The organism is Streptomyces sp. NPDC087845 (assembly GCF_044742755.1).
In the GTDB taxonomy this organism is placed as follows: domain Bacteria; phylum Actinomycetota; class Actinomycetes; order Streptomycetales; family Streptomycetaceae; genus Streptomyces.
The window spans coordinates 361,845-387,302 of sequence record NZ_JBIUVC010000003.1 but is presented as its reverse complement, the minus strand read 5'-3'; the positions used below and the strand labels follow the sequence as shown (position 1 = coordinate 387,302).

Genomic DNA, 25,458 nt, shown 5'->3' with positions numbered 1-25,458 from the left:
GTCACCTTCCGATCAGGGCCGCGCGGGCGGCTCGTATCAGCCGGGTGGAGCGGCGCGGCGGCCGGGCGGCCGCCCGGTCCTGCCACCAGTGGGTCAGCCGGCGCCGTGCCGCGTCGTCGGCGGGCCGGCCCGCGATCAGCAGCCCCTCGGCGAAGTCCAGCGCGTCGCGCCGGTATCCGGCGGACATCGGACGGTTCCTGGCATAGGCGAGGAAGGCGTCCCGGTATCCGTCACCGAGGATCTCCGGCAGTTCCGGTGCCACCTTGGCGACGACCCCGGCCCGTTTGGCCGCCAGCGCCCGGCTCTGGATCCCGAGCCGGCGATGGTCGAAGCCCTGCGGGGCGGGGGTGCCCGCGACGAGGGCGGAGAGCAGCGCGGTCTGGGCGACCGCGACCCGGTCGCGCGCGGAGTCCGGGGACGCTGCGCCCCGGGGGCGCGGTACGGGCCTCGCGGCGGGCGCGGGCCGGCCGGCGTTCGGGACGGTCCGCGCGGTGTGCGCCCGCGCGCCCGCATGCGGGGCGGCCGCCCGGTCCAGCGTGGCGCGGATCGCGGTCAGTTCGCCCGCCAGTTCTCCGGCCGGCGGGAAGTCGTCGTCCCGTTCCAGGAGGACGCCGGGCGGGTCCACCCGGGAGCGGAGCTCGGCGAGGACACCGAGCACGGGCTCGGTGACCGGGTGGGCGTGGGTGTCGTGCCAGACGCCGTCCCTCTCGACGCCTCCCGCCACATGCACGTACGCGATGGCCTCCACCGGCAGCTCGTCGAGCGCGGTGGCCGGGTCCTCGCCGCGGTTGACGTGGTTGGTGTGCAGATTGGCGACGTCGATCAGCAGCCGGACCCCGGTGCGTTCGACGAGTTCCGCGAGGAACTGCCCCTCGGTCAGCTCCTCGTCGGGCCAGGAGATCAGCGCCGCGATGTTCTCCAGCGCCAGCGGCACCGGCAGCGATTCCTGCGCGATCCGCACGTTCTCGCACAGCACGCCCAGCGCGTCCCAGGTCCGGGGGACGGGCAGCAGATGGCCCGCCTCCAGTCCGGGCGAAGAGGTGCGCGGCCCGCCGGCCCGTACGAACGCGATGTGCTCGGTGACCAGCGGGGTGGCGAGCAGTTCGGCACGGGCCGCGAGATCCGCGAGCCGGCCGGCGTCGGGGCGCTCGGCCCCACCGAGGCCGAGCGAGACGCCGTGCGGGACGACGGTGACACCGCGCTCCCTGAGCCGCACCAGCGAATCGGGCAGATGGCCGGCGCAGACGTTCTCCGCGACCGCCTCCACCCAGTCGATCCCCGGCAGCGCCTCGACGGCGTCCGCGATCTCCGGCCGCCAGCCGATGCCGATTCCCAGCTCCATGCCGCCCCCTCCTCCGCTCGGTGCAGGGCTCATGGCCCCGGCGAGCGGTGGTGAACCCGAAGACGAGGACGTTCAGAGGTTGATTTGAGGTTCCCGATCCGGGGAGGCCGGGGCGTCGCCGCCGACTCGCGCAGCCGACCCGCCGCCGCTCAGCCGCGCGGCGCGGGACGGCCGGCGAGCACCCCGGCCGCCGTACGTCCGCGGCACCGGTCCGCACGCGCCGGGGCCCCCAACAGGTGCGGTTCAGCGGCAGAGTGCCGTGTCCACGACGCTCTCGCCATGCTTCATGGCTGCCTTGCCGGTCGGCTGGATGGTCACCGCGACGTTGGCGGCGCGGCCCTTGGCGGTGACTCCGCCCCGGGTCTCGTATCCCTTGCGACGAACCGCATCCGACGCGCACACTGATCCACCAGGGACTACGGGACAGCCCTCAGCCCCCGAGGCGCTCAGCCGATGGGGAGAGGGAACCGGCACGGTGGGCCCCCTCCACCACAACCGTTTCCCCGGGGGCGATCTCGGTGAACCCGGCGTCACGCACCACCGGACCTCCGCTCACCATGAGTTCCCGCCACCGGCCCGCGTCCGGAGTGGCGACGGAGAGCGGGAAGGCCGCCTCGCGCCACGCCTTGCGCTCGGTGTCCGAAAGCTCCCACCAGGCAAGCTGCGCACCGTGCCCGACCTGCGCCATCGTCTTGCCCGCCGACATGGTCAGCTCCGGATTCAGCCACAGCACCGGGCCCGCGGGGTCGGGTGCGGCCGGCGGCTCGGGGTCGTCCAGATCCGTCCCCGAGACCTGAAGCTTCGCCAGTTCCTTCGGCCAGCCGTCCAGGGGCACCGGCGGGAAGACCCGCACCTCGGCGCTCTCGCCCGTGACCGTGATGCCGGGCAGTGCGCACGCCTTGCGCCACTCCGCGCCGCGCGCCCGTCGTACCACCTTGCGGATCCGGGCGTCCTGCCAGTCCCGCATCGCCCGCGCCCACTCGCCCTCGCCGACCGAACGCTCGTCGGAGAGCATCACGAGCACCGCGCGGGCGGCGGTCCGCAGCGCGTCGGTACGGGCCGGGGGAGCCGTCTTCTCGATGTGCACGACCAGCGGCAGTACGTACTGCGGCGCCTCGTCGCGACTCGTCGGCTCGGTCCTGAACGGGCTGTCCGCCGCGGGGGAGCAGGGCGTCGCCGGATGTCCGGACGGGGATACGGGGGTGTCGTTCTCGCTCACCCGTCCCAGTCTGCCAGCCGCCCGGCAAACCCTTCTTGGCGGAATGAACCGCTCCGGGTGAGGATGCACCGCATGAAGAGCGATCTCTTTTCCAGCGAGAACATGGCGCAGCAGGCAACAGCCCCGGGGATGACGCTGCAGAACGCCAAATCCATCAAGTACGCCGTCAACGGCGAGATGCACGCCCGGCAGGGATCGATGATCGCCTTCCGCGGCAATCTGCAGTTCGAGCGCAAGGGGCAGGGCCTCGGCGGCATGCTCAAGCGCGCCGTCACCGGCGAGGGGCTGCCGCTGATGGCGGTCCGCGGTCAGGGCGAGGCCTGGTTCGCGCACGAGGCCGCCAACTGCTTCATCGTGGACATGGAACAGGGCGACGTCCTCACCATCAACGGCCGCAACGTGCTCTGTTTCGACCCCACGCTCTCCTACGAGATCAAGACCGTGAAGGGCGCCGGGATGACCGGCGGCGGGCTCTTCAACAGCGTCTTCACCGGCTACGGCAAGCTCGGCCTGATGTGTGAGGGCCACCCCATCGTGATACCCGTCACGCCCCAGCAGCCGGTCTGCGTCGACACGGACGCGGTGGTCGGCTGGAGTGCCCACCTGACCACATCGCTGCACCGCTCGCAGAGCTTCGGATCGATGGTGCGCGGCGGTTCCGGAGAGGCCGTCCAACTGAGGCTGGACGGGGAGGGATTCGTGATCGTGCGGCCCAGCGAGGCCAAGCCCGAGAAGGCGTCCGCCAACTGAACCTGCGCGGGGTGGGCCGCCGGTACGGCCTCGGCGGACCATGGGTGCTGCGCGGGGTCGATCTCGATGTGCCCGCGCACGCGCTGCTCCGGATCGAGGGCGCCAACGGGACCGGCAAGTCGACGCTGCTGCGGCTGCTCGCCGGGATCGACGCCCCGACGGAGGGCCGGATCACCGGCCGCAGGCCCCGCACGGCCTATGTCCCCGAGCGGTTCCCGGCCGCGCTGCCGTTCACCGCGACCGGGTATCTCGTCCACCTCGGCCGGATCCACGGCCTGCGGACCTCCGAGGCTGCGGACCGGGCGCAGTCGTGGCTCGCCCGCTTCGGGGCCGCCGGCCATGCCCGTACCCCTCTCGCGGAACTCTCCAAGGGAACCAGCCAGAAGGTCGCCGTCGCCCAGGCACTCCTCGCCGAACCCGAGCTGCTGGTCCTGGACGAGGCCTGGACCGGCCTCGACACGGCGGCCCGCGACGAACTGGACCGGGCCGTGGCCGAACGGGTCGCGGCGGGCTCCACCGTCGTCTTCGTCGACCACGACCCGCGGCGGCTCGCCGGGGCGGTCGACGCCGTGTTCCGGGTCGAGGGGCACGGGCTCGCCGCCGTCCCCTCGGCGCGCACGGCGGCTACGGGGCCGCGGGTACGGATCGAGGCGGCGGGCCCACCCGGCGCCGCACTTCCCACCGGGCTGCCGGGCGCACCCGCGCGCACGCCCGCGGCCGACGGGGGCGTACGGCTCACCGTCGCGGCCGCGCACTCCGACGCACTGCTGCGCGCCCTCCTCACCGCGCGCCCGCCCTGGCACATCCGACACCTGACGACCACCCCGGGCCCTGCCACCCGGGACCAGGGAGCCGTCGTGGGTACCGACCCCGACCCCGAGGCGCCATGACCGCCCTCCTGCGCTACCAGACCGCCCTGCTGATCCGCTCCCAGCGCTGGCTCGCCCCCGTACTGCTGTACGCGGCCTTCCTCGGCATCGGCGTGCAGTCGGGGCAGCCCGTCCTCGACTCGCTCGGATACGCCGCCGCCGGGCTTCTGCCCGTCACCGCCTGGCTCGTACAGCTCTGCGTCAACCAGGAGCCGCCCGCCGCGCGGACCGTCGCCGCCGCGGCGGCGGGATCGCCGCGGGTCCATCTCGCGTCGCTCCTCGCCGCGCTCGGGTGCGCCGGGATCCTGGGCGCGGTCGCCACCCTGATCGTGCTGCTGATCAGCAAGCCGGTCAGCACCGACGACGCCGTCCGGGTGCACCTGCTGCCCGCCGGCCTCGCCGGGCTGCTCGCCACCGCCTGCTGCGTGCTGGTCGGGGCGGCGGCCGGCGCGCTGTGCACCCGGCCGCTGCTGCACCGGCGCGGCTGGTCCGTCGCCGGAACCGTGCTCACCGCACTGCTGGCCCTGGTGACCACCGGCTCGCCCGCGAACCACGCCGTGACGGGCCTGGTCACCGGAGCGCGGACGGGCACGGTGCACCTGCCGGTCCTGCCGCTCCTCGCGGCAGCCGCCCTCGCCGCGGCGGTGGCCGCGCTCGCCTGCCGGCTCACCTCGCTGCGCGGCTGAGTAGGCTCGTACGCATGGATGAGCGCGTGGACGAGCCGTACTGCGGGACGCCCGCCGTGCCCCCCGCACCCGCCGGGGCGCAGGCCGCCGCGGGGCCCCCGTACGCCGAGTGCGTCCTGTGCCGGAAGCCGACCGAGTACCCGGAGGCGGTCAGGGGCATCACCCTCTGCCCGGTCTGCGAATGGCAGGAGGCCCAGCGCTCGGCCTGCTCGGGTTGACTCCGCCGGTCCGCACGAGCCCTATCCGCGCATCAGGTCGGAGACCTTCACGAAGCGGTACCCGCGCCGGCGCAGCTCCGGGACCACTTGGCGGACCGCCTCGTCCGTGACCGGCGCCGCGCTGCGGGTGCAGTGCATGACGACCACCGAGCCCGGCTTCACCCCGTCCAGCACCTGCCGCGCCACCGCGTCCGCGTCCGTGGCGAACGCGTCGCCGCTGACCACGTCCCACTGCACCGCCGTCACCTTCTCGGGCCCGAGCGCGCGCAGCGTCGCATCGTCGTAGCAGCCGCCGGGGAAGCGGAAGTACGGCACCACATGGCGCACACCGGCCTTCCGGAACGCGGCGAAGGCCCGCTCCACCTCGCCGCGCATCCCGCCCTTCGCGACGGTCGGCAGCCCGTAGCACGGCGACGTGAAGGCGTAGTGGCTGTACGAGTGGTTGGCGATCTCGAAGAGCGCGTCGGCACCGATGGACCGGGCCTGCGCCGGGTACTCGTCGGCCCACCGCCCCGTCATGAACACCGTGGCGGGCACCTTCGACCGGCGCAGCAGTGCGATCAGCGCGGGATTGTCGAAGTGTTCCCCCGCGGCCGCGCGCGGCCCCTCGTCGGCCGTCATGTCGGCGTCGAAGGTCAGCGCCACCACCTTCTCGCCGGTCCTCGCCCCATGGATGAAGACCGGCGTCAGCGTGCTCGGGTCCGGAGCCATGGTGGGGGGCGGCTGCTCCGTCGCGGAAGGCGCGCCCGCGGAAGGCGGTGCCGAGGCCGCGTGCGCGGGAGCATGGATGGCGGAGGGCGTGCGCCCCTCGGTCGGGGTGTGGTCGGCGGTGGCGTCCCCGAGGCTCCCGCACCCGGCGAGACTGCCGAGAACCGTCCCCAGAACAGCCAAAGCGGTCATTTTCCGTACAGAGTTGGTCACTGGCGGAAAGTATCGTTTTATCTCACCAGGAAGCACGTGTGGCGCTTCCTCGCACCGGAGTCGCGCGCGGATTCACCCGGGCCGTCGAGTCGGCGCCCCTCGGCCGTCGAGCGGATGCTCCGCGCGCTCCGGTGCTCCCGCGCTCCTACGCGTACGCGCGGACGGCGACGACGTGTGCCGACGCGGCTCCGTTGGTCGCCTCGACGACGATCCGCAACGCCGCCGTGCGGACCGGCTCGTCCAGGGTGTGCACCTGGCGGCGGCGCCGGTTGTCCGTCGTGCGGGAGACGGTCCGCCAGGTGCCGTCCGCCCCGCGTGCCTCGACGCGATAGTCCCGCAGGAGGGTGGGCAGCGTGTCGAACGGGGTCTTGTGGTGATGGAGGTTGATCAGGTCCTCGTTGACGTCGTCATCGGCGAGGACATCGATCCGGCGGAGCGTGACGGGCTGCGGCCAGGCCAGCTCCAGCCAGGCTTCGGCGCCCTCCTGGAGGGGCTCGGAAACCCACATGTGCGGACCGGCGTACGGGCGGGCGTAGCCGTCCACGGCCTTGGCGGGGGCGTACGCGGAGGTCTCACCCGCCCGGAAGCAGAAGGCGCGGCGCAGCAGCCCGGTGTCGTTCCACTCGCGCAGCAACTGCGGCGACTCGTCGTGCGGACCCAGCGGAACGCGGCTGAGGCCCAGGACACCCGGGGGCGGCCCGTCGGTGCTGTACAGGGCGAGATCCTCATTGGCCCGCACGACGACGAAGGCGTTGCGGGAGCTCTCGGGCGACCACCGGAGCCCCGTCCCGACCCACTGCTTCGACCCGGCGGCGACCGGGACGGTGACGGACTCGACGAGGCGACGGGGAACGTAGTTCTGGCCGAGTTCCGGGTCGTGGAGCTCGACGACGAGCTCTGTGTCCCGCTCGGCGCCGACGAGCAGTTCGAGGCCGGTCAGCTCGGGGTCGACGGGAAGCACGAGGCCCGCGTCGGCGCTCAGCGGCCACGGCTCCCGCGGTGTCTCCGCACGGAGACCGGCCAGACCGGACGAGGCCGTGACGGTGGCGGACAGGGCGAGGTCGTCCGGGTCGGTCGAGGCCAGACCGATGACGGAGGCGTCCTCCCGCAGCAAGGCGCGTTGCAGTGTGGGCACGTCGAGTGCGCGCGGAGTGACACCCTGCGCGGCACACAGTGCGGCGGCGGTGCCCGCGGCCTGGCCGATCGTGGCGCAGGTCGCCATCACCCGGGTCGAGCCGAAGGCGACATGACTGGCGGAGATGTTGCGCCCGGCGAAGAGCAGGTTCGTCGTGTTCGCCGAGTACAGGCTCCGGTAGGGGATGTGGTAAATGCCGTCCGCGTAGCGCTGCTTGGCCCCGTCCTCGGTGGCGTACATGCCCTTCGGCGGATGCAGGTCGATGGACCAGCCGCCGAACGCGACCCGGTCGGTGAACTCGGTCTGGCCGAGGATGTCGCCCTGGTGGAGTACGTGGTCGCCCAGGAAGCGCCGGTATTCGCGCTTGCCGGGCACCGAGCCCACCCACTCCAGTGTCATGGTGTCGGCGTCGAATTCCCCGGAGTTCTTGATGTGGTCCCAGATGCCGTGGATGACCGCCCACAACTCGTCGCGGATGCGCTCGTTGTCGTGCACCGTGTCGAGCTCTCCGCCGAACTCGATCCACCAGTACGCACAGCCGTTGTCACCGGACTTGATGATGCGGCGCTGCGGAATCGATGTCTCGGCGATGTTCCTGGCGAAGGCCGGCGGTACGTACTTGACCGGGTGCCCGGCGTCCTTGGTGTAGAAGAGCAGGGTCGATCCGAGAGTGACGCGGTCCTCGGTCTCGGGCGCCCACGGTTCGAGGTACTCCGCCCGCGCCTCCCGGCCGATGCGATGGCGGGCACCCGCCAGAGCACCGATCAGGCCGTCTCCCGAGCAGTCCAGGAACAGCTCGCTCTCGAAGCGGACGCGTCGCTCGGAGCCCATCATCCATCCGGTGACGGCGGTGATGTGCCGGGCGTCCTCGGGCCCGTCCGCGTCCACTTCGCGCACATCGGTGTTGAGGTAGAGCGTGATGCCGGGCTCGGCCCGGACGGCGTCCAGCACGACGGCGTCCCAGTAGTAGGGGTTCCCGTCCGGGTTGCGGAACTGGTTCTCGACGAACAGTTCGCCCATGATGCCGCCCTCACGGGCCTGATGGTTCTTGCCGTGCCCGGTGGCGCCGCAGACCCAGACCCGGACCTCGCTGCTGGAATTGCCGCCGAGCACCGGCCTGTTGTTGATCAGGGCCACGGTGCGCCCGAGGCGGGCGGCGGCGATCGCCGCGCAGACCCCGGCCAGGCCACCGCCGACGACGGTGACGTCGTGCCGTGCGGTTTCGTTCCTCATCGTTCACTTCCCATCGGGGCCGGTCGCGGGGGGCGCGGATGCCGGAGCGGGCCCCGTGGAGGCGCGCGGGATCAGGCGGGAGCCGATCTCCACGTACGGGGTCCCGTCGTCGGTCGTCCGGTTGCCGGCCGTCCGGCTGCCGTTCGTTCGGCTGTTGATCGTTTCGATCAGGAGGTCGCCGGCCCGGCCGGCCACCTCCTCGGGGTCGATCCTGATCGTGGTCAGGCTGGGTGTGGAGACGGAGGCCAGCAGTGTGTCGTCGATGCCGACGACGCTGACGTCCCCCGGCACGCTGACGCCGAGGCCCGCCAGCTGGTGCAGCACGCCGAGGGCGACCAGGTCGTTGTGGGCGACGACCGCCGTGGCCCCGTGCGAGGCGGCCAGCGTCGCAGCGTGCACACCGGTCTCGAACCGCGGTTCGTACGGGCCGAGTTCGACGAGGGAGAGGCCCATCGCCTCGAAGGACTCGTGAATCGGCCTGCTGCGGTTGAGCTCGGGCCGCGAGGCGTTGATGAACGCACAGCGCCGGTGGCCGTAGGCACCCAGATGCTCGACGGCCTGGGACATGCCGGCCGACAGCGAGATCCGTACCTCGGGAATGCCCGGTACATGGCGGTTCACGATCACCACCGGCATCCGGGCGGCGAGTTCGCGCAGCCGGTCCTCGGCGAGCGTGGAGGCCCAGAGGATCAGGCCGTCGACCCGCTGGGAGAACGCCGTGATCGTCTCCAGCTCGTCCTGCTCGCGCTCGTCGCTGTCGGCCACCAGGACCGTGTAGTCCAGGCGCCGGGCGCGGGCCTGCATCGCCTTGACGATCGGCGGGAAGAACGGGTTGGTGATGTCCGGGACGATCAGCCCGAGGGTTCCGGTGCTGCCGCCGCGCAGACTCCGCGCCGCCGGGTTGGGGGAGTAGCCGAGCCCGGCCGCGGCGTCGAGGATGCGCTGCCGGGTTTTCGGCTGGACCTGGCCGGGCGCGGTGAACGCACGGGACACCGTCGACACCGAGACGCCCGCGGCGCTCGCCACTTCCCGGATGGTGACTGCCACGACTGTCCTCTCGCTTCTTGCGGAACGTGGAGGATCCTTGCGAACGTCCCCAGACGTGTCAAGAGCGCTTCGCTGCGGAGAATCCGCTGTGTGCAAGGGGGTTGGATCGAGCCCCGCTCATTGCTGAGATGCGATCCCGATGGCCGTCATGAAACTGTGGGAACGTTTTCATAGAAGTGCGGCATGGAGATCACCGGCCTCGTAGGGCTGCTCTCCCCGACCGCGGCGACAGCACGATGCCGGCCGCGGCCGACACCGGCGAGGGCGTCCACGGGCCTGGGCGAGTCGGTGCCAGGACCCGGCAGGAGGCTCGGCGTCCCGGTGCGCGAACTCCTCGGCGGCCGGATGCGTGACCACGTCGCCGCCTCGTGCCGGGGCGGACGGCAGTAGGGAGGGCGGACGGCAGTAGGGAGGGCGGACGGCAGAAGGGGGCGGACGGCGACCGCCCGCCCCCCCGGCACGTCAGCGCGTCAGCGCCACGGCCCCGTCACCGCGAACGTCGTTCCCGGCGTGTAGCAGTTGACGAACATCGTCCCGCCGTCCGGAGCGAACGTGACCCCGGCGAACTCGCCCCACTCGGGCTCCTCGGCCGTCCCGATGTTCTGCCGGCCGCGCGCCATCGGGTACACCTCGCCGCCCCGCGTCAGGCCGAACACATGCTGCGCGCCGCCGCCGTCCTCGCACACCATCAGCCCGCCGTCGGAGGCCAGGCAGATGTTGTCGGGGGACTCGCCGGGCAGCTGGATGTCCGTACCGGGGCCGAAGACGATCACCAGCGTGAGGCGGCGCCGCTTCGGCTCGTACCGCCACACCTGGCCGTAGTGGTCGGCCGCCGAACCCTGCGAGCTCCGCGCGAAACTGGAGACGAAGTAGACCGCGGAACCGCCCCAGTAGCAGCCCTCCAGCTTCTGCGCGTGCGTGATGCCCCCGGGGCCGAAGTCCTGGAACCGGATCGGGGTCCCGGCGGCCAGCGGATCCGGTACGGGCACCCACTCAATGCCTTCGAAGCTCGCACCGGTCTCCTGGACCACGGAGAGGTCGGGGACGCCCGGCACCCGCATGGCCTCCAGATGGCCGCCCGCCCGCAGCGAACCGGTCCCGCCGAGCGGCTTTCGCGGCAGGAACCGGTAGAAGAGCCCGAACGGCTTCTCGAAGGCGTCCTCCGTCTCGTACACGATCCCGCTCTTCGGATCGATCGCGATCGCCTCGTGCTGGAAGCGGCCCATCGCGGTGAGCGGCACCGCCCCGGTGCGGTGCGGATCGGCGCCGTCCACCTCGAAGATGAAGCCGTGGTCCTTGGTGTAGCCGTTGGTGCCGGCCTTGTCCTCGGTCTCCTCGCAGGTCAGCCAGGTGTTCCAAGGAGTGCGGCCGCCCGCGCAGTTCACCGCCGTACCGGCGATGGCGACGCGTTCGCCGAGGACGTTGTTGCGGCCGTCCAGCTCCAGGGCCGTGCAGCCGCCCTTGCCCATCGGGTCGTAGGTCAGGCCCTCGACGGCCGGGACCGCGATGGTGGCGGTGACGCGGTTCTCGTGGTTGCGCACAAGACGGACGTGTCCGTGCCGGCCCGCGAAGGCGGCCATGCCGTCGTGGTTGCTGGGGACCCGGCCCTCGCCGGAGCGGAGCAGGTCGCCCTCCCGGGACAGGACCCGGTAGCGGAAGCCCTTCGGGAGGTCGAGCAGACCGTCCGGGTCGGGCACCAGCGGGCCGTAGCCGCTGTGCCCCCGGGCGGCGGCGGTACCCGCGAAGAGCTCGGAGAACGCCCCGGCGAAGGCGATCGAGGCAACGGCCGCGCCGCTGCCGGCCAGGACCTGTCGTCGTGTTGCGGGTTGTCGTGACACAGCTGATGACATGAGGCAACTCCCTGCTGGCGGACAGGTGAAGTGACCCGCATGTGTGTACCACGCGTATCCGCGCGCGGGAACCATGCGGGCCACTGGGCCTCTTGCGTGTCACGGGCCCGCAGGGGCCCGTGGAATCAGGCCAGGGAAGCGGCGAGCGTGATCGTCGTGCCCGTGAGTGCCTGGCTGACCGGGCAGTTCGCCTTGGCGTCCTCGGCGGCCTTGATGAAGCCCGCCTCGTCGAGACCCGGCACCTCGCCCTGGACGGTGAGGTGGATGCCGGTGATGCCGGTACCGGGCTGGAAGGTGACCTCGGCCCGGGTGTTCAGCCGGGTCGGCGGGGTGCCGGCCGTGGCCAGGCCGTTGGACAGCGCCATCGAGAAGCAGCTGGAGTGGGCCGCCGCGATGAGCTCCTCGGGGCTCGTCCTGCCGTTCGCCTTCTCCGCGCGCGACGGCCAGGAGACCTCGTAGTCGCCGATGCCGGAGGAGTCGAAGGTGACGACGCCCTTGCCCTCGATCAGGTTGCCTTCCCAGACCGTGTGCGCCTGACGCGTGGTAGCCATGCTGGATCCCTTCGGACGGTGTGCGCGGTTGAATACGGGAGATCCGAGGCGCCCGGGGGGCCTCGGCCGGTACTGCCCGAACCCGCTTCGGACGGTACGCTCCCGAACCTACTGCGCCACCAGGCCCTTTGCGTCGCGCGCCAGCGCCGTCAGCCGGGAGATCGCCCGGAAATACTTCTTCCGGTACCCGCCGTTCAGCATGTCGTCGCTGAACAGCCTGTCGAACGGCACCCCGGAGGCGAGCACCGGGACCTCCCGGTCGTACAGCCGGTCGGCGAGGACGACGAGCCGCAGCGCGGTCGACTGGTCCGGCACCGGCTGGACATCGGTGAGGCAGACCGCCCGCAGACCGTCCGTCAGCGCGCCGTAGCGGCTCGGGTGGACTCGGGCGAGGTGGTCGAGGAGCGAGGGGAAGTCGTCCAGGCTGGCGCCCCCGGTGGCGTACGCGGCCTTGGTGACCTGCTCGTCGGAGTACGGCGCGGGGGCCTCGGGCAGCCCGCGGTGGCGGTAGTCCTCGCCGTCGATCCGCAGCGGACGGAAGTGCGCGGAGAGCCCTTGGATCTCCCGCAGGAAGTCTGCGGCGGCGAACCGGCCCTCACCGAGCTTGCCGGGCAGCGTGTTGGAGGTGGCGGCGAGCGCGACCCCGGCCTCGACCAGCCGGCTGAGCAGCGACGACACCAGCACCGTGTCGCCCGGGTCGTCCAGTTCGAACTCGTCGATGCACAGGAGCCGGTGTCCGCTCAGCGTCCGGACGGTCTGCTGGAAGCCCAGCGCGCCGACCAGGTTCGTCAGCTCGACGAAGGTGCCGAACGCCTTCAGCGAGGGTTCGGCGGGCGTGGCGTGCCAGAGGGAGGCCAGCAGGTGCGTCTTGCCGACGCCGTAACCGCCGTCGAGGTAGACCCCGAGGGGGGCCGCAGGGGCTGAAGGCCTCTTGTTGCCGAACCGCCACCACCCCTCCGAGGACGCGCCGCGCGCTTTTCTGCTCCTGCCCGAGCCACTGGCGTGCGCCCCGCCGAGCCCGGCCGCGAACCCGCTCAGGACCTTGACCGCCTCGACCTGGCTCGGCTGGTTGGGGTCCGGGACATACGTATCGAAGCGTACGGAGTCGAAGCGCGGCGGTGGCACCATCTCGGCGACCAGGCGGTCGGCGGGAACGTGCGGCTCAAGGGCGCACAGGGACAGCGGGGCCGTTTCGGCTATGGGGCTCTGCCCCGGCACGGCGGTGGAGGACGACACAACTCTCTAGCTTAAGCGCCGTGCCAGACTGCACAGCATGCGACGCCTGTTCCCTGTGACGGACCCGACACCCGCTGACGACGAGGGGGAGTGGAGCCTGGACGATCTGGCCGCGGCCTACGCGTACCCCGAGCAGGACGGCCCCTGGCTGCGCGCCAACATGGTGTCGACGCTCGACGGAGCCGCCCAGCACGACGGACGCTCGCAGCCGATCTCCTGCGCGAGCGACATGCGGATCTTCGGCACCCTGCGCGGGCTGGCCGACGCGGTCGTGGTGGGGGCGGAGACGGTACGGCTGGAGGGCTACCGGCCCGCCAGGGCGCGCGAGGCATTCGCCGCCCGCCGGGCTGCGGCCGGACAGGGGGCCGCGCCGGCGATCGCCGTGGTGAGCGGCAGCCTGGACCTGGACTTCTCGCTGCCGCTCTTCGTCTCGCCGCTCGTTCCGACCCTCCTGCTGACCGGCGCCGGGGCTCCTGCGGACCGGATCGAGACGGCACGGCGGGCGGGCGCCGAGGTGGTGATCGCGGGGGAGGGCTCCCGGGTGGACCCCGACCGGGCCGTACGGGAGCTGGCGGACCGCGGACTCACGCGGTTGCTGACCGAGGGCGGCCCCAGGATGCTGGGTCAGTTCGTGGCGGCCGACGTGCTGGACGAGCTCTGTCTGACCCTCTCTCCGATGCTGACCGCCGGAGACGCGCAGCGGATCGCCGGAGGCCCCGCGGTGGCCGTGCCGGAACGATTCGCCCTGGCCTCGGTGCTGGAAGAGGCCGGGTTCCTCTTCACCCGATACCGTCGGATCTGACAATCAGCGGAATTTATCGTTCCGGTTAACTTCCGGTGGGCACAATTACTCTCGCAGACCCCGTGCGAGCACGGGGAAGGATGGTTTCAGCAGAGACCGGCGACGGTCACTGAAGCAGAAGGGCGCCAGTGGTGTTCACCAGCGTTTTGATGATCGAGAAGGCCCTCACTTCCGAGGACGTCGAGTTCGTCACCACCCTGCACGGGGAGGAACCGACCTCCTTCGTCGTGCTCATGCAGCCGCGCGGTGACCAGGCCGATGTGCTGTTGCGGGCCATCGACGACCTGGCGATGGGCGAACTGAAGGAAGCCGCCCGCGAGGCCGAGGAGCCGGAGGGCGGGGATGCCCGGCAGTCCGCCGAACTGGCGCTCGAAGTGTCGCTCGAAGCGCTGCGGCAGGCAGGCTCCGAAGCAGTCGGACAGGTGATCGAGGAGCACCCGCTGGACAAGCTGAAGACCGTGGTCGACGAAGCGGCGGCGGACGAGGTCATCGTGCTGACCGCGCCGCACTACGTGGAGGAGTTCTTCCACCGGGACTGGGCATCGAGAGCCCGTCACAAGGTCGGCGTACCGGTGCTCAAGCTCTTCGCGCACAGCGAATAGGCTGTGTGCGACTCACCTCGACTGTTGGGAGACACACGCATGGCACCCGGTATTCCTGCCGCCATGGAACGGCCGCACTTCATCGGCATCGGCGGCGCCGGAATGTCGGGCATCGCGAAGATCCTCACCCAGCGCGGTGCGAAGGTCGCGGGCAGTGATGCCAAGGAATCGGGTACGGCCGAGGCGCTGCGGGCGCTGGGAGCGACCGTCCACATCGGGCACGCCGCCGCACATCTGGCGGACGACGCCTCGTGCGTGGTCGTCTCCAGCGCCATCCGCCCGGACAACCCGGAGCTGGTGCGCGCCGCCGAGCTGTCGATCCCGGTCGTCCACCGCTCCGACGCGCTCGCCTCCCTGATGGAGGGCGCGCGCGCGATCGCGGTGGCCGGTACGCACGGCAAGACGACCACCACATCGATGCTGGCCGTCGCCCTGTCCGGACTGAACCTCGACCCCTCGTACGCCATCGGCGGCGACCTCGCCGGCCCCGGCACCAACGCCGCGCACGGCGAGGGCGCGATCTTCGTCGCCGAGGCGGACGAGAGCGACCGCAGCTTCCAGAAGTACGACCCCGAGGTCGCGATCGTCCTCAACGTCGAGCTGGACCACCACGCGAACTACGCCTCGATGGACGAGATCTACGAATCCTTCGAGAAGTTCGCGGGCAAGATCGTCCCCGGCGGCACCCTGGTGATCGCCGCCGACCAGCCCGGCGCCGTCGAGCTGACCGAGCGGGTGCGCGCGCTCTCGTCGGTGAAGGTCGTCACCTACGGCGAGTCCGAGACCGCCGACGTACGGGTCCACAAGGTCACCCCGCGCGGTCTGACCAGCGAGGTCACGGTGGTCCTGAACGGCAGGTTCCTCACGTTCACCGTCTCCGTGCCCGGCCGCCACTACGCCCACAACGCGGTCGCCGCCCTCGCCGCCGGTGTCGCCCTCGGCATCCCGGCCCACAACCTCGCCTCGGCCCTCGGCACGTACACCGGGGTCAAGCGCCGCCTCCAGCTCAAGGGCGAGGCGGCGGGCGTGCAGGTCATCGACTCGTACGCGCACCACCCGACCGAGATGGCCGCGGACCTCGAAGCGATGCGCGGCGCCGCGTCCGACGCCCGCCTCCTGGTCGTCTTCCAGCCCCACCTCTTCTCCCGCACCCAGGAGCTCGGCACCGAGATGGGCCAGGCCCTCGCGCTGGCCGACACCTCCGTGGTCCTGGACATCTACCCGGCCCGCGAGGACCCGGTCCCCGGTGTCACCAGCGCCCTGATCATCGACGCGGCGAGGGCGGCGGGTGCCGATGTCACCGCCGTCCACGACAAGGCGGCGGTTCCCGCGGCCGTCGCGGGAATGGCGAAGCCCGGCGACCTCGTTCTCACCATGGGGGCGGGCGACGTCACGGACCTCGGCCCGCAGATCCTGGACCACCTGTCGAGCTGAGGGAGCGACGTGTCCTACGACATCGAGAAGCCGGACGAGCAGTGGCGGTCGGAGCTGACCCCCGCCGAGTACGCGGTCCTGCGGCAGGCCGGCACGGAACCCGCCTTCGTCGGCGAATACACCGACACCAGGACCACGGGCGTCTACTCCTGCCGTGCCTGCGGCGCGGAGCTGTTCCGCTCCGACACCAAATTCGAGTCGCACTGCGGCTGGCCTTCCTTCTACGACCCGAAGGACACGGACGCGGTCGAACTGATCCAGGACCGCAGCCACGGCATGGTCCGCACCGAGGTCCGCTGCGCCCGCTGCGGATCGCACCTCGGCCACGTCTTCGAGGGCGAGGGGTACCCGACCCCGACGGACCAGCGGTACTGCATCAACTCGATCTCGCTGCGGCTCACTCCCGACGAGGGCTGAGACCGCCTCCCGCGCCGGACGGCAACAGCGGGAGCGGGAGGCGTGCGCCGTCACCGCGGCAGGCAGCCCGCACGGGCGGTCACCCGTGGGAGGCGCCCGTCACCCTCAGGTCCGCCCGCATGGTCGCGCGCATCCCGGACAGCACCCGGCGGGCTTCGTCGATCCGGTCCCGCGCGGCGGAGAGGCCGTCTCCGCCGGCCGCGGCACCGGGCGTGACGCGGGCGGTTCCGCGTCCGTGGGCGTCAGGCCCCTCAGCGTCCCTGACAGGCGAACGCCGCCCACAGTTCCAGGGCGGCCGGATCGACGTCGTACAGGATGTCGGCCACCGCGCGAGGCATGTCCTCGGGGACCTCGCGGTCCGGGTCCAGCAGCCACAGCTGGGCCTCGCGCAGCGCCCGTACCGGCGTGGCGCCCCTGCGGAGGCGGTCGTGGAAGACGTACATCACGAGGCCCGTCGGTCCGTCCGGAACCTCCCAGCGCGAGCCGACGACGCCGGTGGCACCGGCGGCGAGGAAGGCCGTCGACAGCGTCAGGGCCTCGTCCAGGTCGTCGCCCGCGTGGTCGCTCACACAGGCGTCGAGGACCACGAGGCCGCCCGGGGCGCCGGGCGGGCGGCCCCTGGCCTGGCGCAGGATCTCGCGGATCGACAGATGGCCGGCGTCCTCCCGGCCGCTTCCGCCGTCGGGGGCGGCCAGCAGGAGATGGGCGTCCAGGGGCGAGGCACTGGAGGGGCGGGCGTGGCAGGCCAGGTGGAGGACGGACGCCCCGGCCCGTTCGCGGCCGGGCAGGGCGGCCAGGACCTCGGCGGGCGAGCCGGGGCCGTTCGCACGGCGCACCTTGCCCAGCAGGAGGCCCCGCGGGTAGAGGGCGGTATGGATCTGCCGGGCCTCGGCGGCGGCGCCGGGCAGGGTGTCGTCCGGGTTGCCGACGATCACCGGATGGGCGTCCAGCGCCGGCCGGGGACGGTTGTGCGCCTCCTGGAACTGGCGGGCGGAGGCCGCGTAGGAGAGCGTGAGGCGCTCGACGGCGTGGACCGGCCGACCGCCGTCCCGCAGGCCGCTGCTGAGCAGGGCGGCGTGCCAGGGTATGCCGCCGAGATCGCCGAACGGCACCAGGACGAGATGGGGCGCGGGGCCCGCCTCGCTGATCAGCGGTGAGCGGGAGAGCGGTCCCATCACCACCGGCCCGGCCCAGTCGCACAGTTCCTCCAGCGCGGTACGCCAGCGCACGTGCGCGTCCAGGTGCTCGGGGTTCTCGGCGGGCAGCAGGTCCAGTGCGGCCTGGCGGTGGCGGTGCGCGGCCCGGTACGTCTCCAGGACGTCGAGGCTCTGGCGCCGCAGGAGGCCGAAACCGACCGTGCCGACCCGCCCGTCCCGGGTGACGACGACCGCGCTGCCGCTGTTGCCCACGCCGGCCGGCAGGAGTTCCGCACCGCCCGGCGGCAGGAGGTAGACGAGCGCGTGGGCGCCGGCCGCCCGCAGCGTGGCGGCGATCCCGTCCGGGGTGGGCGCGGTCGTCAGCGCGGTGCCCGCGTCCGACCGGGCCAGGGCCGTGAGCGCGCGCTGCCGCAGGTCGTCGGGGAGCGGTGGTTCGACGCCCGGACCGAGCGTCCCGAGCAGCGAGCCCGGACCGTCCGGCGAGCCCGGACCGTCCAGCGGTGTCCCGAAGCCGGTCACCGCCGGTGCCGCACGGCCACCCGCCCCGCCCTCCCACTCCTCGGCGAGGTCCGCCCGGCCGGCCTCACGCAGCAGGGCGGCCACGTCGGAGGTGGTCGTGGAGGCGTGCAACACCTGTCCGCGCCCCAGCTCAAGGGCCTCCACGGCACCGCCCAGGTCGCCGTCCGCCAGACACCACCGGGCGATCTGCAACGCCCGGTCGGCCGCCGTGCGGGCCATCTGGAGCGCCGACTCGGCGGCTGCCTGGAGCAGGACGACGGTGGCCGCCTCGCGCAACGCGGCGATGCCTGCCCGCCGCGCGGCCGCGCCGTCGCCGGGTGCCGAGCGGGCGCGCAGGGCGTCCGCGAGCACATTGCCGAGCAGGGTGCTCACCGGGGACGGGGCCCGGTCACGGATCCGCTCGCGCGCCGCCCGCGCCACGTCGACGGCGAGGTCGGCGTCGGCCGGAACCCCGGCATGCCGGAAACGGACGAGGAGCAGGGTCGCGTACATCGCGTTCGACCGGAGCCCCTCCTGGCTGTCCGGCGAAACCAGGGCCAGTGCCTCCCGCAGCATCCTCTCCGCCCCTTCGATGCCGCTGGGGTTGTACGGCACGTACGAGGTCATGAGCAGCGCGCCCGCCGTCCGCAGCAGCAGCCTGGGGCGTTCCTGGTGCTCCTCCGGCAGGGCCTCGACCGTTTCGATCATGAGGAGGAGCCCGTCCACGCGGTCCTGCGGGGTGCCGCCGTTGTAGGAGTGGATCAGCAGCAGCAGACCGTAATCCGCTTCGACCGGCAGACGCAGCGGGTCGTCCGGCGCGAGGGAGTCCCGCAGCCTGCGCATGGCGGCGACGGCCGCTGCCATCCCCTCCTTGTTCCGGAAGGTGAGGGCGACCATGAACTGGAGCTGCGCGAGGCCCTGTTCGAGCGCGGGGCGGTCCCGCTCGACCACCCGGAGGTCGGCGGACGCCACGGAGGCGCCGTTGTCCAGAGCCGTGTTGACCTCGTGCAGGTAGCGGTGTGCCGTCTGAAGGTCCTGGAGGTCTCCGCCCGCGAGATAGCGCTGGTAGAGGGCGAGCGACAGGTTCTGCAGATAGACGATCCGGTTCACGTTGTCGGCCGGCGTCTGCCGGAACGCCGCCGTGAGGTGACGGATCGACGCGTCGAGGTCGTCGGAGGAGTGGGACAGGGCATGGCGCCGGCTGAGCGCCGAGGCGTACGTGCCGTGCACCTCGGAGCCGAAGCCGGGCGAGTCGGACGGCTTCAGCATCGACTCGTTCAGCAGGGCGATGGTGCGGTCGATGCCCTCCAGGTCCGCTCCCGGGCCGTCGTCCGCGAGGCCGGCGTGCGCGAGCTGGTTGAGCAGATCGCTGCGCAACGGGTCGTCGGCGGGGTGCAGTTCCACCGCGCGTTCCAGGTGGAACGCGGCCTCCCTGACGTCGTAGCGCTCGGGCTCGCGGTCGTGCAGGGCGTTGAGCAGGGAGCCGAGGAGCGCATGGCTGGGCGGACGCCGGTCGTCCTCGTCGGACAGCCCGGCGAGCGCCTCGCGCAACAGGCCGATCGCCTCCGCCTGCTGCGGGCTCGGGACCGGGCCGGCCGGGTCGGCCGGGCCGGTCCGCTCCGCGAGTGCCGCCCCCAGGATCGCCGCCACCCGGGCGTGGTCCGGGTCGTCGTGGTCGATCAGGCGGTGCAGGTCGCGCAACCGCGCGAGATACGCCGGGCGGTCCTCGGGCAGGGCGCGTCCGCCGCCCCGCTCCCGGTAGACGTCGACGAGGTGGCCGCTCGCGAACACCCGGGCGGGATGCTCGTCCGGAGCGGTCGCGGCCAGCAACTCCAGGTGGTGAACGGCCCGTTCGGCGTCGGCGGCCTCCGGGGACTCCTGGAGGAGCCGTACCAGCTGCACCCGGGTCTCCAGCTCCAGCTGGTCGGCCTCGTCCGCCCAGGAACCGGTGCCGTCCGCCGCCGGTGCCCAGCCGGGCGGACGAATCTCGGCGAGCAACTCCTCCAGTGCGCCCGCCGAGTCCCGCAGATCGTCGGCGTCGCGGTCGCGCACATAGCGGTCGCCGAGCGCGCAGGCGTACGTGACGAGCAGGCCCGGGTGGGCTTCCCCGCCCAGGAGCCGCAGCCCCTCCTGGAAGGCGGCGAGTGCCTCGTCGAGGTCGTCGTGCGTCTTGGGGAGCGGTGTGCTGCCGGGGTCCGGGGCTGCGAGTGTGTCCGGGGAGGGTGTGCCGTCGGGGTCCGGTGTGCTGTCCGGGGCCGGGTCCGGGGTTGCGGGCGCGCCGGGAGCGGGAGCCGGGGCCGGGGTTGCGGACGCGCTCGGAGCCGGTGCGTCGTCGGGGTCCGGGTTCTCGTGCCGGTCGTGCAGCAGCAGCCCATGTCGTACGCAGGCGGTGGCGTACATGGGATCGTCGTCGGGGAGGGTGGCCCGGCTCAGCGCGAGCAGCGGCGCCGCCGCCTGCCGCAGTGCGTAGGGGGCGTCGATGCCGTACGGCTCCGCCTGGCCGGTGGCGGCCTGCCAGTACCCCACCGACAGGGTGAGGCCCAGCAGGAACCGGGCGCGGGCCAGCGCGTACGGATCGGCCACCGCGCCCTGTCGCTCCAGCGCGTCGCGGGCGCGCAGCAGTACCGCGCGGCAGCGGTTCCACGACCGGGCCGCGTCCTCGGGCCGCTCCTGCTCGTCATGGTGTTCGAGCAACTGCTCGGCGAGATCGAGCAGTTCGAGCGGTCCGGCGCCGGGCACGGGTTCCGGCGGGGCGGGCATGGCCGTCGCCGCCGTCATCGCGCGGCGCCCCGGGTGCGGCGCACGGCGAAGCCACCCGCGTACGCGCTCAACGGCAGGGCTAACAGCAGCGCCGCCCAGAAGGCCGCGTGCCCCCAGGTCGCGGCGGTTTCGGCGAAGAGGCCGCGCAGCACGGGCAGGCTCGCCGCCTCGGCCGGCTCGACCGGCGGCGGCAGCAGGCCGAACACGGCCACCACGGCGACGGCCCACCAGAACATCCGGCGGGCGATCGCCGGCCGGCACAGCGCTGCCACCGCACAGACCGCGGCACAGGCCAGCATGTACTGCGACTGGTAGGAGGCGCCCTGCTGACCGGTTCCCCACGAGGCGAGCGTGCGGTGTTCCCCGCTGAGCGCGACCCGCATCTCGACGGCCGCCCACAGCACCGTGACCAGAGTGAGCAGCGAGGCGATGGCGAACAGCACGCGGTCCCGGGTGCCGTCCACCCCGGTACGCCACCTGCCGGGGTTCTGGTAGGGGCGCTCCGGGAGCCCCGCGCGGGCGCGGCGCCGCTCTGCCCGCTCGCGCCGCAACCGGGTCTGCTCCTGCTCCTCGCCGCGTGCCACGCGCAGCAGCCGCCGGGCGAGCCCCATGAGCAGCAGGCACGCCACGGGGAAGCAGATCAGAGCCATGACTCCGTTCCAGCTCTGCCAGCCGCCCTCGAAGTGGCGCAGGCGCTCCGCCAGCCACTCCGGGGCGTGCAGCAGGTCGAGCGGGGGAAGGTCCGGGCGCGCGTAGCCGATGTAGGACGCGATGCCCGCCCCGGCCAGCAGCAGGCGGCCGGGCACCCGGGTGGGGGCCGCCGCAAGGGCCAGGGCCCCGGCCAGCGCCACCGCGAACAGCCCGGTCTGGGTCGCGGCCGCGGCGTCGGCGGCACGGCCGAGCGGGGCGGTGATCGCGTCGGCCGGATTCAGGGCCTTCTCGTCGAGTCCGCTGTCATGGACGACCCGGAACATCGCGCCGGACCAGATCAGCAGCCAGAACACCGCGAACATCGTGGCCGCCGCGCCGAGCCGTCGTAGCAGGGGAGGCCGGACCGCAGTCCACCATTCGGCAAGGGTGACCTCGTGGTCCTGCCCGATCGCGTCGGCGCGGAGCACCCGGGGCAGCAGGACGGTGGCGGCGACCAGCGCCGCGCGCCCCCGCACCGTCTGCGTGTCACCGCCCGACGCCCGGCGGTGCAGGTCCGCCCAGTGGCGGAGAAATCCGGCGTCCTCCTTGCGGCGGCGCAGTACGGCAGTCACCCGATGGCGCAGTGCGCCCAGGTGGGCCAGGACGGCGAGCAGGACCACCGGCGCCCCGGCGGCGAGCGGGGCGAGCGTGCCCGGCAGCCCGGCGAGCGGGACCAGGGCCTGTTTGCGGTTCTCGGGGTGCACGATCAGGGCGGCGGCCAGGCTGTACGCGGCGTTCGTCTCGTACGTGTTGAGATCGCCGCTGCTGTTGTCGCGACGTCCGAGCGTGCGGGCCCGAACGCGGACCTCGGCCACCGTGCGGGGCAGTTCGTCCGCGAGGGTGAGCAGCACCTGGCAGCTTCCGCCTTCGCACCGGTCGTGGTGGCAGACGAACCCGGCGGCGACGGTGGGCACGGAGGCGGCCAGGAGCTCGTCGATGAACGCCACCGCACCGCCACCCTGGGCGATCCGTGCGATGCCCTCCGCGTCCACGCGCCGGCCCCGGTACTGAGGCGTCGCCGTGGGGGCGAACACGGCGACGAACGCGAGCGCGGCGACGGCCGCGCGGACCGGCCGGTCCTGGCCGCGTTCGAGCGTGAGCAGTTGTCCGCTGTCGTACGAGGTGTCGTCCAGCTCGTCGCGGAGCCAGGCCGCCAGTCGCGGGCCGCCCTCTCCGGCGAGCCACTTCGCGGCCGCCTCGGACTCCTGGGCCATCGCGGCGGCGAGGCTCTCCGCCTCGTGGTGGGCCTCGCCGCGGAAGGTGATGGGCCGGTTGGCGTGGCGCGCGGCGCTCGGTGCCTCGTCGGGAGCGGCGGGCCGGACGACGGCCGGGGCCTCTCCCTTCAGCCACCGCTGGACCTCGGCCGCGGTCCAGCGGTCGTCGGGGTCCTTGGTGAGCAGGCCCTGGAGCAGCAGGTTCTGCCGGGCGTCGGTGACCGCGCTCAGGTCGACCTCGTTGTTGAGGATCAGCCCCCTGGTCCAGGCCTCGTCGGTGATCTGGGCGTCGTCGCCGAGGATGTAGAGCGGGCGGCCGGTGAACACCTGGTACAGCACCAGGCCGAGGGTCCACCACGGGGTGGCTCTGAGGTTCTGTTTGACGATCTGTTCGGGCGCCATGTACAGAGCCGTGATCTGGAAGTCGTGGTAGCTCTGGCTCGCGGAGAACCTCGCGATGCCGCCGAAGTCCGCCACGACGAACTCGCTCCGGCCGCCGGGCCGGGACCTGACCAGAATGTTGGCGGGCTTCAGATCCAGCGGGTTGCGGTCGATGCGCGTCTGCCAGAAATCCAGCAGACCCGCGAGTTCGCGGACGGTCTCCTCGGCCCGCGTCCGGTCGTTGCGCCGCCTGCCGTCGCGCAGGCCCTCGGTGAGGTGGTCGTCGAGCGTCGTGGGCAGGTACTCCATCGCCACCCAGCCGCAGACGGTGGGCCCGACAGCGATCTTTCCGAACTCGTGGATCCGGGGAACGTGGCGCGTGAACTCGGGTGTCGCGAGGTGTTCGAGGGTGTCCATGTCCATCGCCTGACCCGGGTGGGCGACCTTCACCGCCGCGTCGGTGCCGTCGGCGAGCCGCCGCACGTGCCAGACGGTTCCCTCGCTTCCGGTACCCGCGACGCCGTGGGGCTCGTAGCGGTCGAGCAGTCCTTGAGGGAACTCTCCCCGCGCGGTGTTGCGGGCCTCGCGACGGGTGGGCGGATCGGCACGAGGGGGCCGGGGACGGGTGGGTGCGCCGGGCGGTACCGGATCGGGGTGTCGGCCGGGCGTGGACGGGCCGGGCGGCTGCGGTGGTACGGAGTCGGGCTTCTGCTCGCGGGTGGGTGGGCCGGGCGGCTTCGCCGGTATGGAGTCGGGGTTCTGTTTGCGGGTGGGTGGGCTGGGCGGTTGTGGTGGTACGGAGCCCGAGTGCTGGGTGCGGGTGGGTGGGCCGGGCGGCTTCGCCTGCGCCGAGCCGGAGTTCTGTTTGCGGGTCGGCGGGCTCTCGCGCTCGCGCGGTGGTTCGGCGTTGCCTGCCGGGTCATCGGTCGATTTGTCGGCCATGAGGGTCCTCGTTCCCCGGCGCACCACCCGGTGCGCGCGGATGACGGTCGTTGAGCTGACGGTTGTCGGGCCCGGTCAGCGGGGTGCGCCGAACTCGTCGAGTTCGACGACGGTCACCTCGATGTCCTCGGCCAGCCGGAGCCGGTGGCGTCCGGGCCACAGCTGGGTGGGGCCGGTGATTCTCTCGCCGTCGACATACGTGCCGTTGGCGGACTCTGTGTCCCTGATGTAGAGGTGCCCCGAGCGCCAGTACAACTCGGCATGCCTGCGGGAGATCTGGTCGAGCCCGGCCAGACCCGGCACATGCGCGCACTCCGGGGCGTCGCGACCGACCGGGGTGGGCCTCTCGCCCTCGCTGCGCAGCGGTACGAGCGCCCCGGCGAGGACCAGGGCCAGCCGGATCGGCGCCGGTGCAGGTGCTGGCGCCGGTGCAGACGCAGGCATGGGTGCAGGCGTCGGTGCGGGACGGGGACGGCGATCGGGGACGCGAGGCGGGGCGGCTGGGCCGGAGGGACGGGCGGCGCGGTCGGCGCCGACGGACCGGCCGACCTGTGCGCGGCCGCCTGCCGCGGCGCCGGAGCCGCCGTCGGCGGCCCCGTCGCCACCGTCGTTCCCGCCGCTCCCGCGGGCCGCGTTCCGGCGGGACACCCGGTCGTCGTTCCCCTCCGCCGGCCCGGCGGTCTCGTCCTCCGGCTCCGCCGTCAGGAAGTCACGGACGGGTACGAGCGGCTCGAAATCGTGTATCTGGCAGTAGCCGCGCCGGGGCGACGAGGGGCACTCGTCCGGTGTCACGGGGCAGCGGTAGCGGGGGGTCACGGTCGCCATGAGTTCTCCTGGAAGGTCACACCGCGGGTGGCCAAGTCCCTTTCCAGCGCGCTGAGATCACCGGTTCTGGGAACACCGATGATGTGCACGGCGGTGTCGGTCACCCGAATCTGCAGCTCGGGCCGGTCGGTGAGCCGCCGCAGATGGGGACCGTAGCGGCGGTGGCCGAGCGGGGTGCGGGGGATCAGCCGCTGGTTGGCCGAGCCGCGCCAGACCAGCCGGGTCGGTTCGCCCGCGCGGTACCGCCCGGTGATCACGGCGTCCGCGAGGGCGAGGGCGGCCGCGGCCCGGGGAGAGGCGGCGATCTCGGCGTCCTCCCAGCCCGTGTACACCAGGACGTCCGCGTCCGTACGGCCCGCTTCGTGGCGTACCCGGTCGACCGCGTCCAGCAGCGCGGCCAGGGCCTGCGGCTGTTCCAGCGGCTCGCCGCCGCTGACCGTCAGCCCGTCGTAGCCGTCGGCCAGCCCGTGGCGCCACAGCGCGGCCAGCCGCTCGACGCCTACGTCCCGCCCGCCGCGCGGATCCCAGGTGTGCCGGGACATGCAGCCCGCGCACGCGAGGGGACAGCCCTGCACCCAGACGCCGAGACGGCGGCCCGGCCCGAGCGTGGTGACGGGCGCCAGGACATCGGACACCCGCAGCGTCTGTGCGGTCACCTCCACCGCCGTACCTTCGATCC

The 25,458-nt window shown here is 72.8% G+C and carries 21 protein-coding genes; 8 read left to right on the top strand and 13 right to left on the bottom strand.

The features are described 5' to 3' along the window. Position 1 precedes the first annotated feature (1 nt). From ACIOMQ_RS10885 to ACIOMQ_RS10875, 3 genes are all read right to left on the bottom strand, one after another. Positions 2 to 1,342 (bottom strand): DUF692 domain-containing protein, encoded by a 1,341-nt coding sequence (locus tag ACIOMQ_RS10885; RefSeq protein WP_401936320.1) that lies wholly within the window; start codon positions 1,340 to 1,342, stop codon positions 2 to 4. 243 nt (positions 1,343 to 1,585) lie between these two features. Continuing rightward, positions 1,586 to 1,744, bottom strand: a complete 159-nt coding sequence (locus tag ACIOMQ_RS10880; protein ID WP_402188637.1) for a hypothetical protein — start codon at positions 1,742 to 1,744, stop codon at positions 1,586 to 1,588. Positions 1,745 to 1,772: 28 nt separating this feature from the next. Beyond that, positions 1,773 to 2,561, bottom strand: coding sequence for a peptidyl-tRNA hydrolase (locus ACIOMQ_RS10875; protein ID WP_362197996.1), 789 nt, complete (start codon positions 2,559 to 2,561; stop codon positions 1,773 to 1,775). 72 nt (positions 2,562 to 2,633) lie between these two features. Here ACIOMQ_RS10875 and ACIOMQ_RS10870 point away from each other — a divergent pair, with 72 nt between their 5' ends. The 4 genes from ACIOMQ_RS10870 to ACIOMQ_RS10855 are packed head-to-tail and all read left to right on the top strand — an operon-like array spanning position 2,634 to position 5,084. Continuing rightward, a complete protein-coding gene (locus ACIOMQ_RS10870; RefSeq protein WP_362197993.1) occupies positions 2,634 to 3,311 on the top strand; it encodes an AIM24 family protein in 678 nt (225 codons plus the stop codon). Further along, complete coding sequence (locus tag ACIOMQ_RS10865; protein ID WP_401263775.1) at positions 3,308 to 4,201, top strand: ATP-binding cassette domain-containing protein; 894 nt, start codon at positions 3,308 to 3,310, stop codon at positions 4,199 to 4,201. Before ACIOMQ_RS10870 ends, ACIOMQ_RS10865 begins: the two co-directional genes overlap by 4 nt. Continuing rightward, on the top strand, positions 4,198 to 4,866 hold the full coding sequence (locus ACIOMQ_RS10860; RefSeq protein WP_362197990.1) for an ABC transporter: 669 nt from the start codon (positions 4,198 to 4,200) through the stop codon (positions 4,864 to 4,866). Before ACIOMQ_RS10865 ends, ACIOMQ_RS10860 begins: the two co-directional genes overlap by 4 nt. A 14-nt stretch (positions 4,867 to 4,880) precedes the next feature. Beyond that, complete coding sequence (locus ACIOMQ_RS10855) at positions 4,881 to 5,084, top strand: hypothetical protein (RefSeq protein ID WP_362197987.1); 204 nt, start codon at positions 4,881 to 4,883, stop codon at positions 5,082 to 5,084. Between the two features lie 21 nt (positions 5,085 to 5,105). Here ACIOMQ_RS10855 and ACIOMQ_RS10850 read toward each other — a convergent pair whose 3' ends face one another. From ACIOMQ_RS10850 to zapE, 6 genes are all read right to left on the bottom strand, one after another. Then, entirely contained in the window at positions 5,106 to 5,984 is an 879-nt protein-coding gene (locus ACIOMQ_RS10850; RefSeq protein WP_402188829.1) for a polysaccharide deacetylase family protein, read from the bottom strand. A 166-nt stretch (positions 5,985 to 6,150) separates the two neighbouring features. Beyond that, positions 6,151 to 8,373 carry an FAD-dependent oxidoreductase gene (locus tag ACIOMQ_RS10845; protein WP_402188635.1) on the bottom strand — a complete coding sequence of 741 codons (2,223 nt, stop codon included), beginning with the start codon at positions 8,371 to 8,373 and terminating at the stop codon, positions 6,151 to 6,153. Positions 8,374 to 8,376: 3 nt separating this feature from the next. Next, a complete protein-coding gene (locus tag ACIOMQ_RS10840) occupies positions 8,377 to 9,420 on the bottom strand; it encodes a LacI family DNA-binding transcriptional regulator (RefSeq protein ID WP_362197978.1) in 1,044 nt (347 codons plus the stop codon). 470 nt (positions 9,421 to 9,890) lie between these two features. Further along, positions 9,891 to 11,270 carry an alkaline phosphatase PhoX gene (locus tag ACIOMQ_RS10835; RefSeq protein ID WP_402188633.1) on the bottom strand — a complete coding sequence of 460 codons (1,380 nt, stop codon included), beginning with the start codon at positions 11,268 to 11,270 and terminating at the stop codon, positions 9,891 to 9,893. Positions 11,271 to 11,395: 125 nt separating this feature from the next. Next, the gene (locus ACIOMQ_RS10830) at positions 11,396 to 11,821 is read right to left on the bottom strand and encodes an OsmC family protein (protein WP_362197972.1); all 426 of its coding nucleotides are present in this window, start codon (positions 11,819 to 11,821) and stop codon (positions 11,396 to 11,398) included. A gap of 108 nt (positions 11,822 to 11,929) precedes the next feature. Further along, positions 11,930 to 13,057 carry a cell division protein ZapE gene (gene zapE / locus ACIOMQ_RS10825; RefSeq protein WP_362197969.1) on the bottom strand — a complete coding sequence of 376 codons (1,128 nt, stop codon included), beginning with the start codon at positions 13,055 to 13,057 and terminating at the stop codon, positions 11,930 to 11,932. Between the two features lie 37 nt (positions 13,058 to 13,094). Between zapE and ACIOMQ_RS10820 the strand changes: the two genes are divergently transcribed. The 4 genes from ACIOMQ_RS10820 (at position 13,095) to msrB (ending at position 16,312) form a co-directional block, all read left to right on the top strand. Further along, positions 13,095 to 13,859 (top strand): pyrimidine reductase family protein, encoded by a 765-nt coding sequence (locus tag ACIOMQ_RS10820; protein ID WP_362197966.1) that lies wholly within the window; start codon positions 13,095 to 13,097, stop codon positions 13,857 to 13,859. Positions 13,860 to 14,008: 149 nt separating this feature from the next. Continuing rightward, positions 14,009 to 14,461 (top strand): indole-3-glycerol phosphate synthase, encoded by a 453-nt coding sequence (locus ACIOMQ_RS10815; RefSeq protein WP_362198085.1) that lies wholly within the window; start codon positions 14,009 to 14,011, stop codon positions 14,459 to 14,461. Positions 14,462 to 14,500: 39 nt separating this feature from the next. After that, positions 14,501 to 15,895, top strand: a complete 1,395-nt coding sequence (gene murC / locus ACIOMQ_RS10810) for a UDP-N-acetylmuramate--L-alanine ligase (protein WP_362197963.1) — start codon at positions 14,501 to 14,503, stop codon at positions 15,893 to 15,895. Between the two features lie 9 nt (positions 15,896 to 15,904). Continuing rightward, positions 15,905 to 16,312, top strand: coding sequence for a peptide-methionine (R)-S-oxide reductase MsrB (gene msrB, locus ACIOMQ_RS10805; protein WP_362197960.1), 408 nt, complete (start codon positions 15,905 to 15,907; stop codon positions 16,310 to 16,312). Positions 16,313 to 16,563: 251 nt separating this feature from the next. Here the strand turns inward: msrB and ACIOMQ_RS10800 are convergent, their stop codons facing one another. The 4 genes from ACIOMQ_RS10800 to ACIOMQ_RS10785 form a co-directional block, all read right to left on the bottom strand. Beyond that, complete coding sequence (locus tag ACIOMQ_RS10800; protein ID WP_401755665.1) at positions 16,564 to 20,745, bottom strand: CHAT domain-containing protein; 4,182 nt, start codon at positions 20,743 to 20,745, stop codon at positions 16,564 to 16,566. Continuing rightward, positions 20,742 to 23,954, bottom strand: a complete 3,213-nt coding sequence (locus ACIOMQ_RS10795; RefSeq protein ID WP_402188630.1) for a hypothetical protein — start codon at positions 23,952 to 23,954, stop codon at positions 20,742 to 20,744. The genes ACIOMQ_RS10800 and ACIOMQ_RS10795 overlap by 4 nt, the downstream gene beginning before the upstream one ends. 75 nt (positions 23,955 to 24,029) lie before the next feature. Then, positions 24,030 to 24,779: an FHA domain-containing protein gene (locus tag ACIOMQ_RS10790; RefSeq protein WP_402188627.1), complete on the bottom strand. Its 750-nt coding sequence runs from the start codon at positions 24,777 to 24,779 to the stop codon at positions 24,030 to 24,032. Then, positions 24,767 to 25,435, bottom strand: coding sequence for a 4Fe-4S single cluster domain-containing protein (locus ACIOMQ_RS10785; RefSeq protein WP_401986492.1), 669 nt, complete (start codon positions 25,433 to 25,435; stop codon positions 24,767 to 24,769). The genes ACIOMQ_RS10790 and ACIOMQ_RS10785 overlap by 13 nt, the downstream gene beginning before the upstream one ends. Between the last annotated feature and the right edge of the window lie 23 nt (positions 25,436 to 25,458).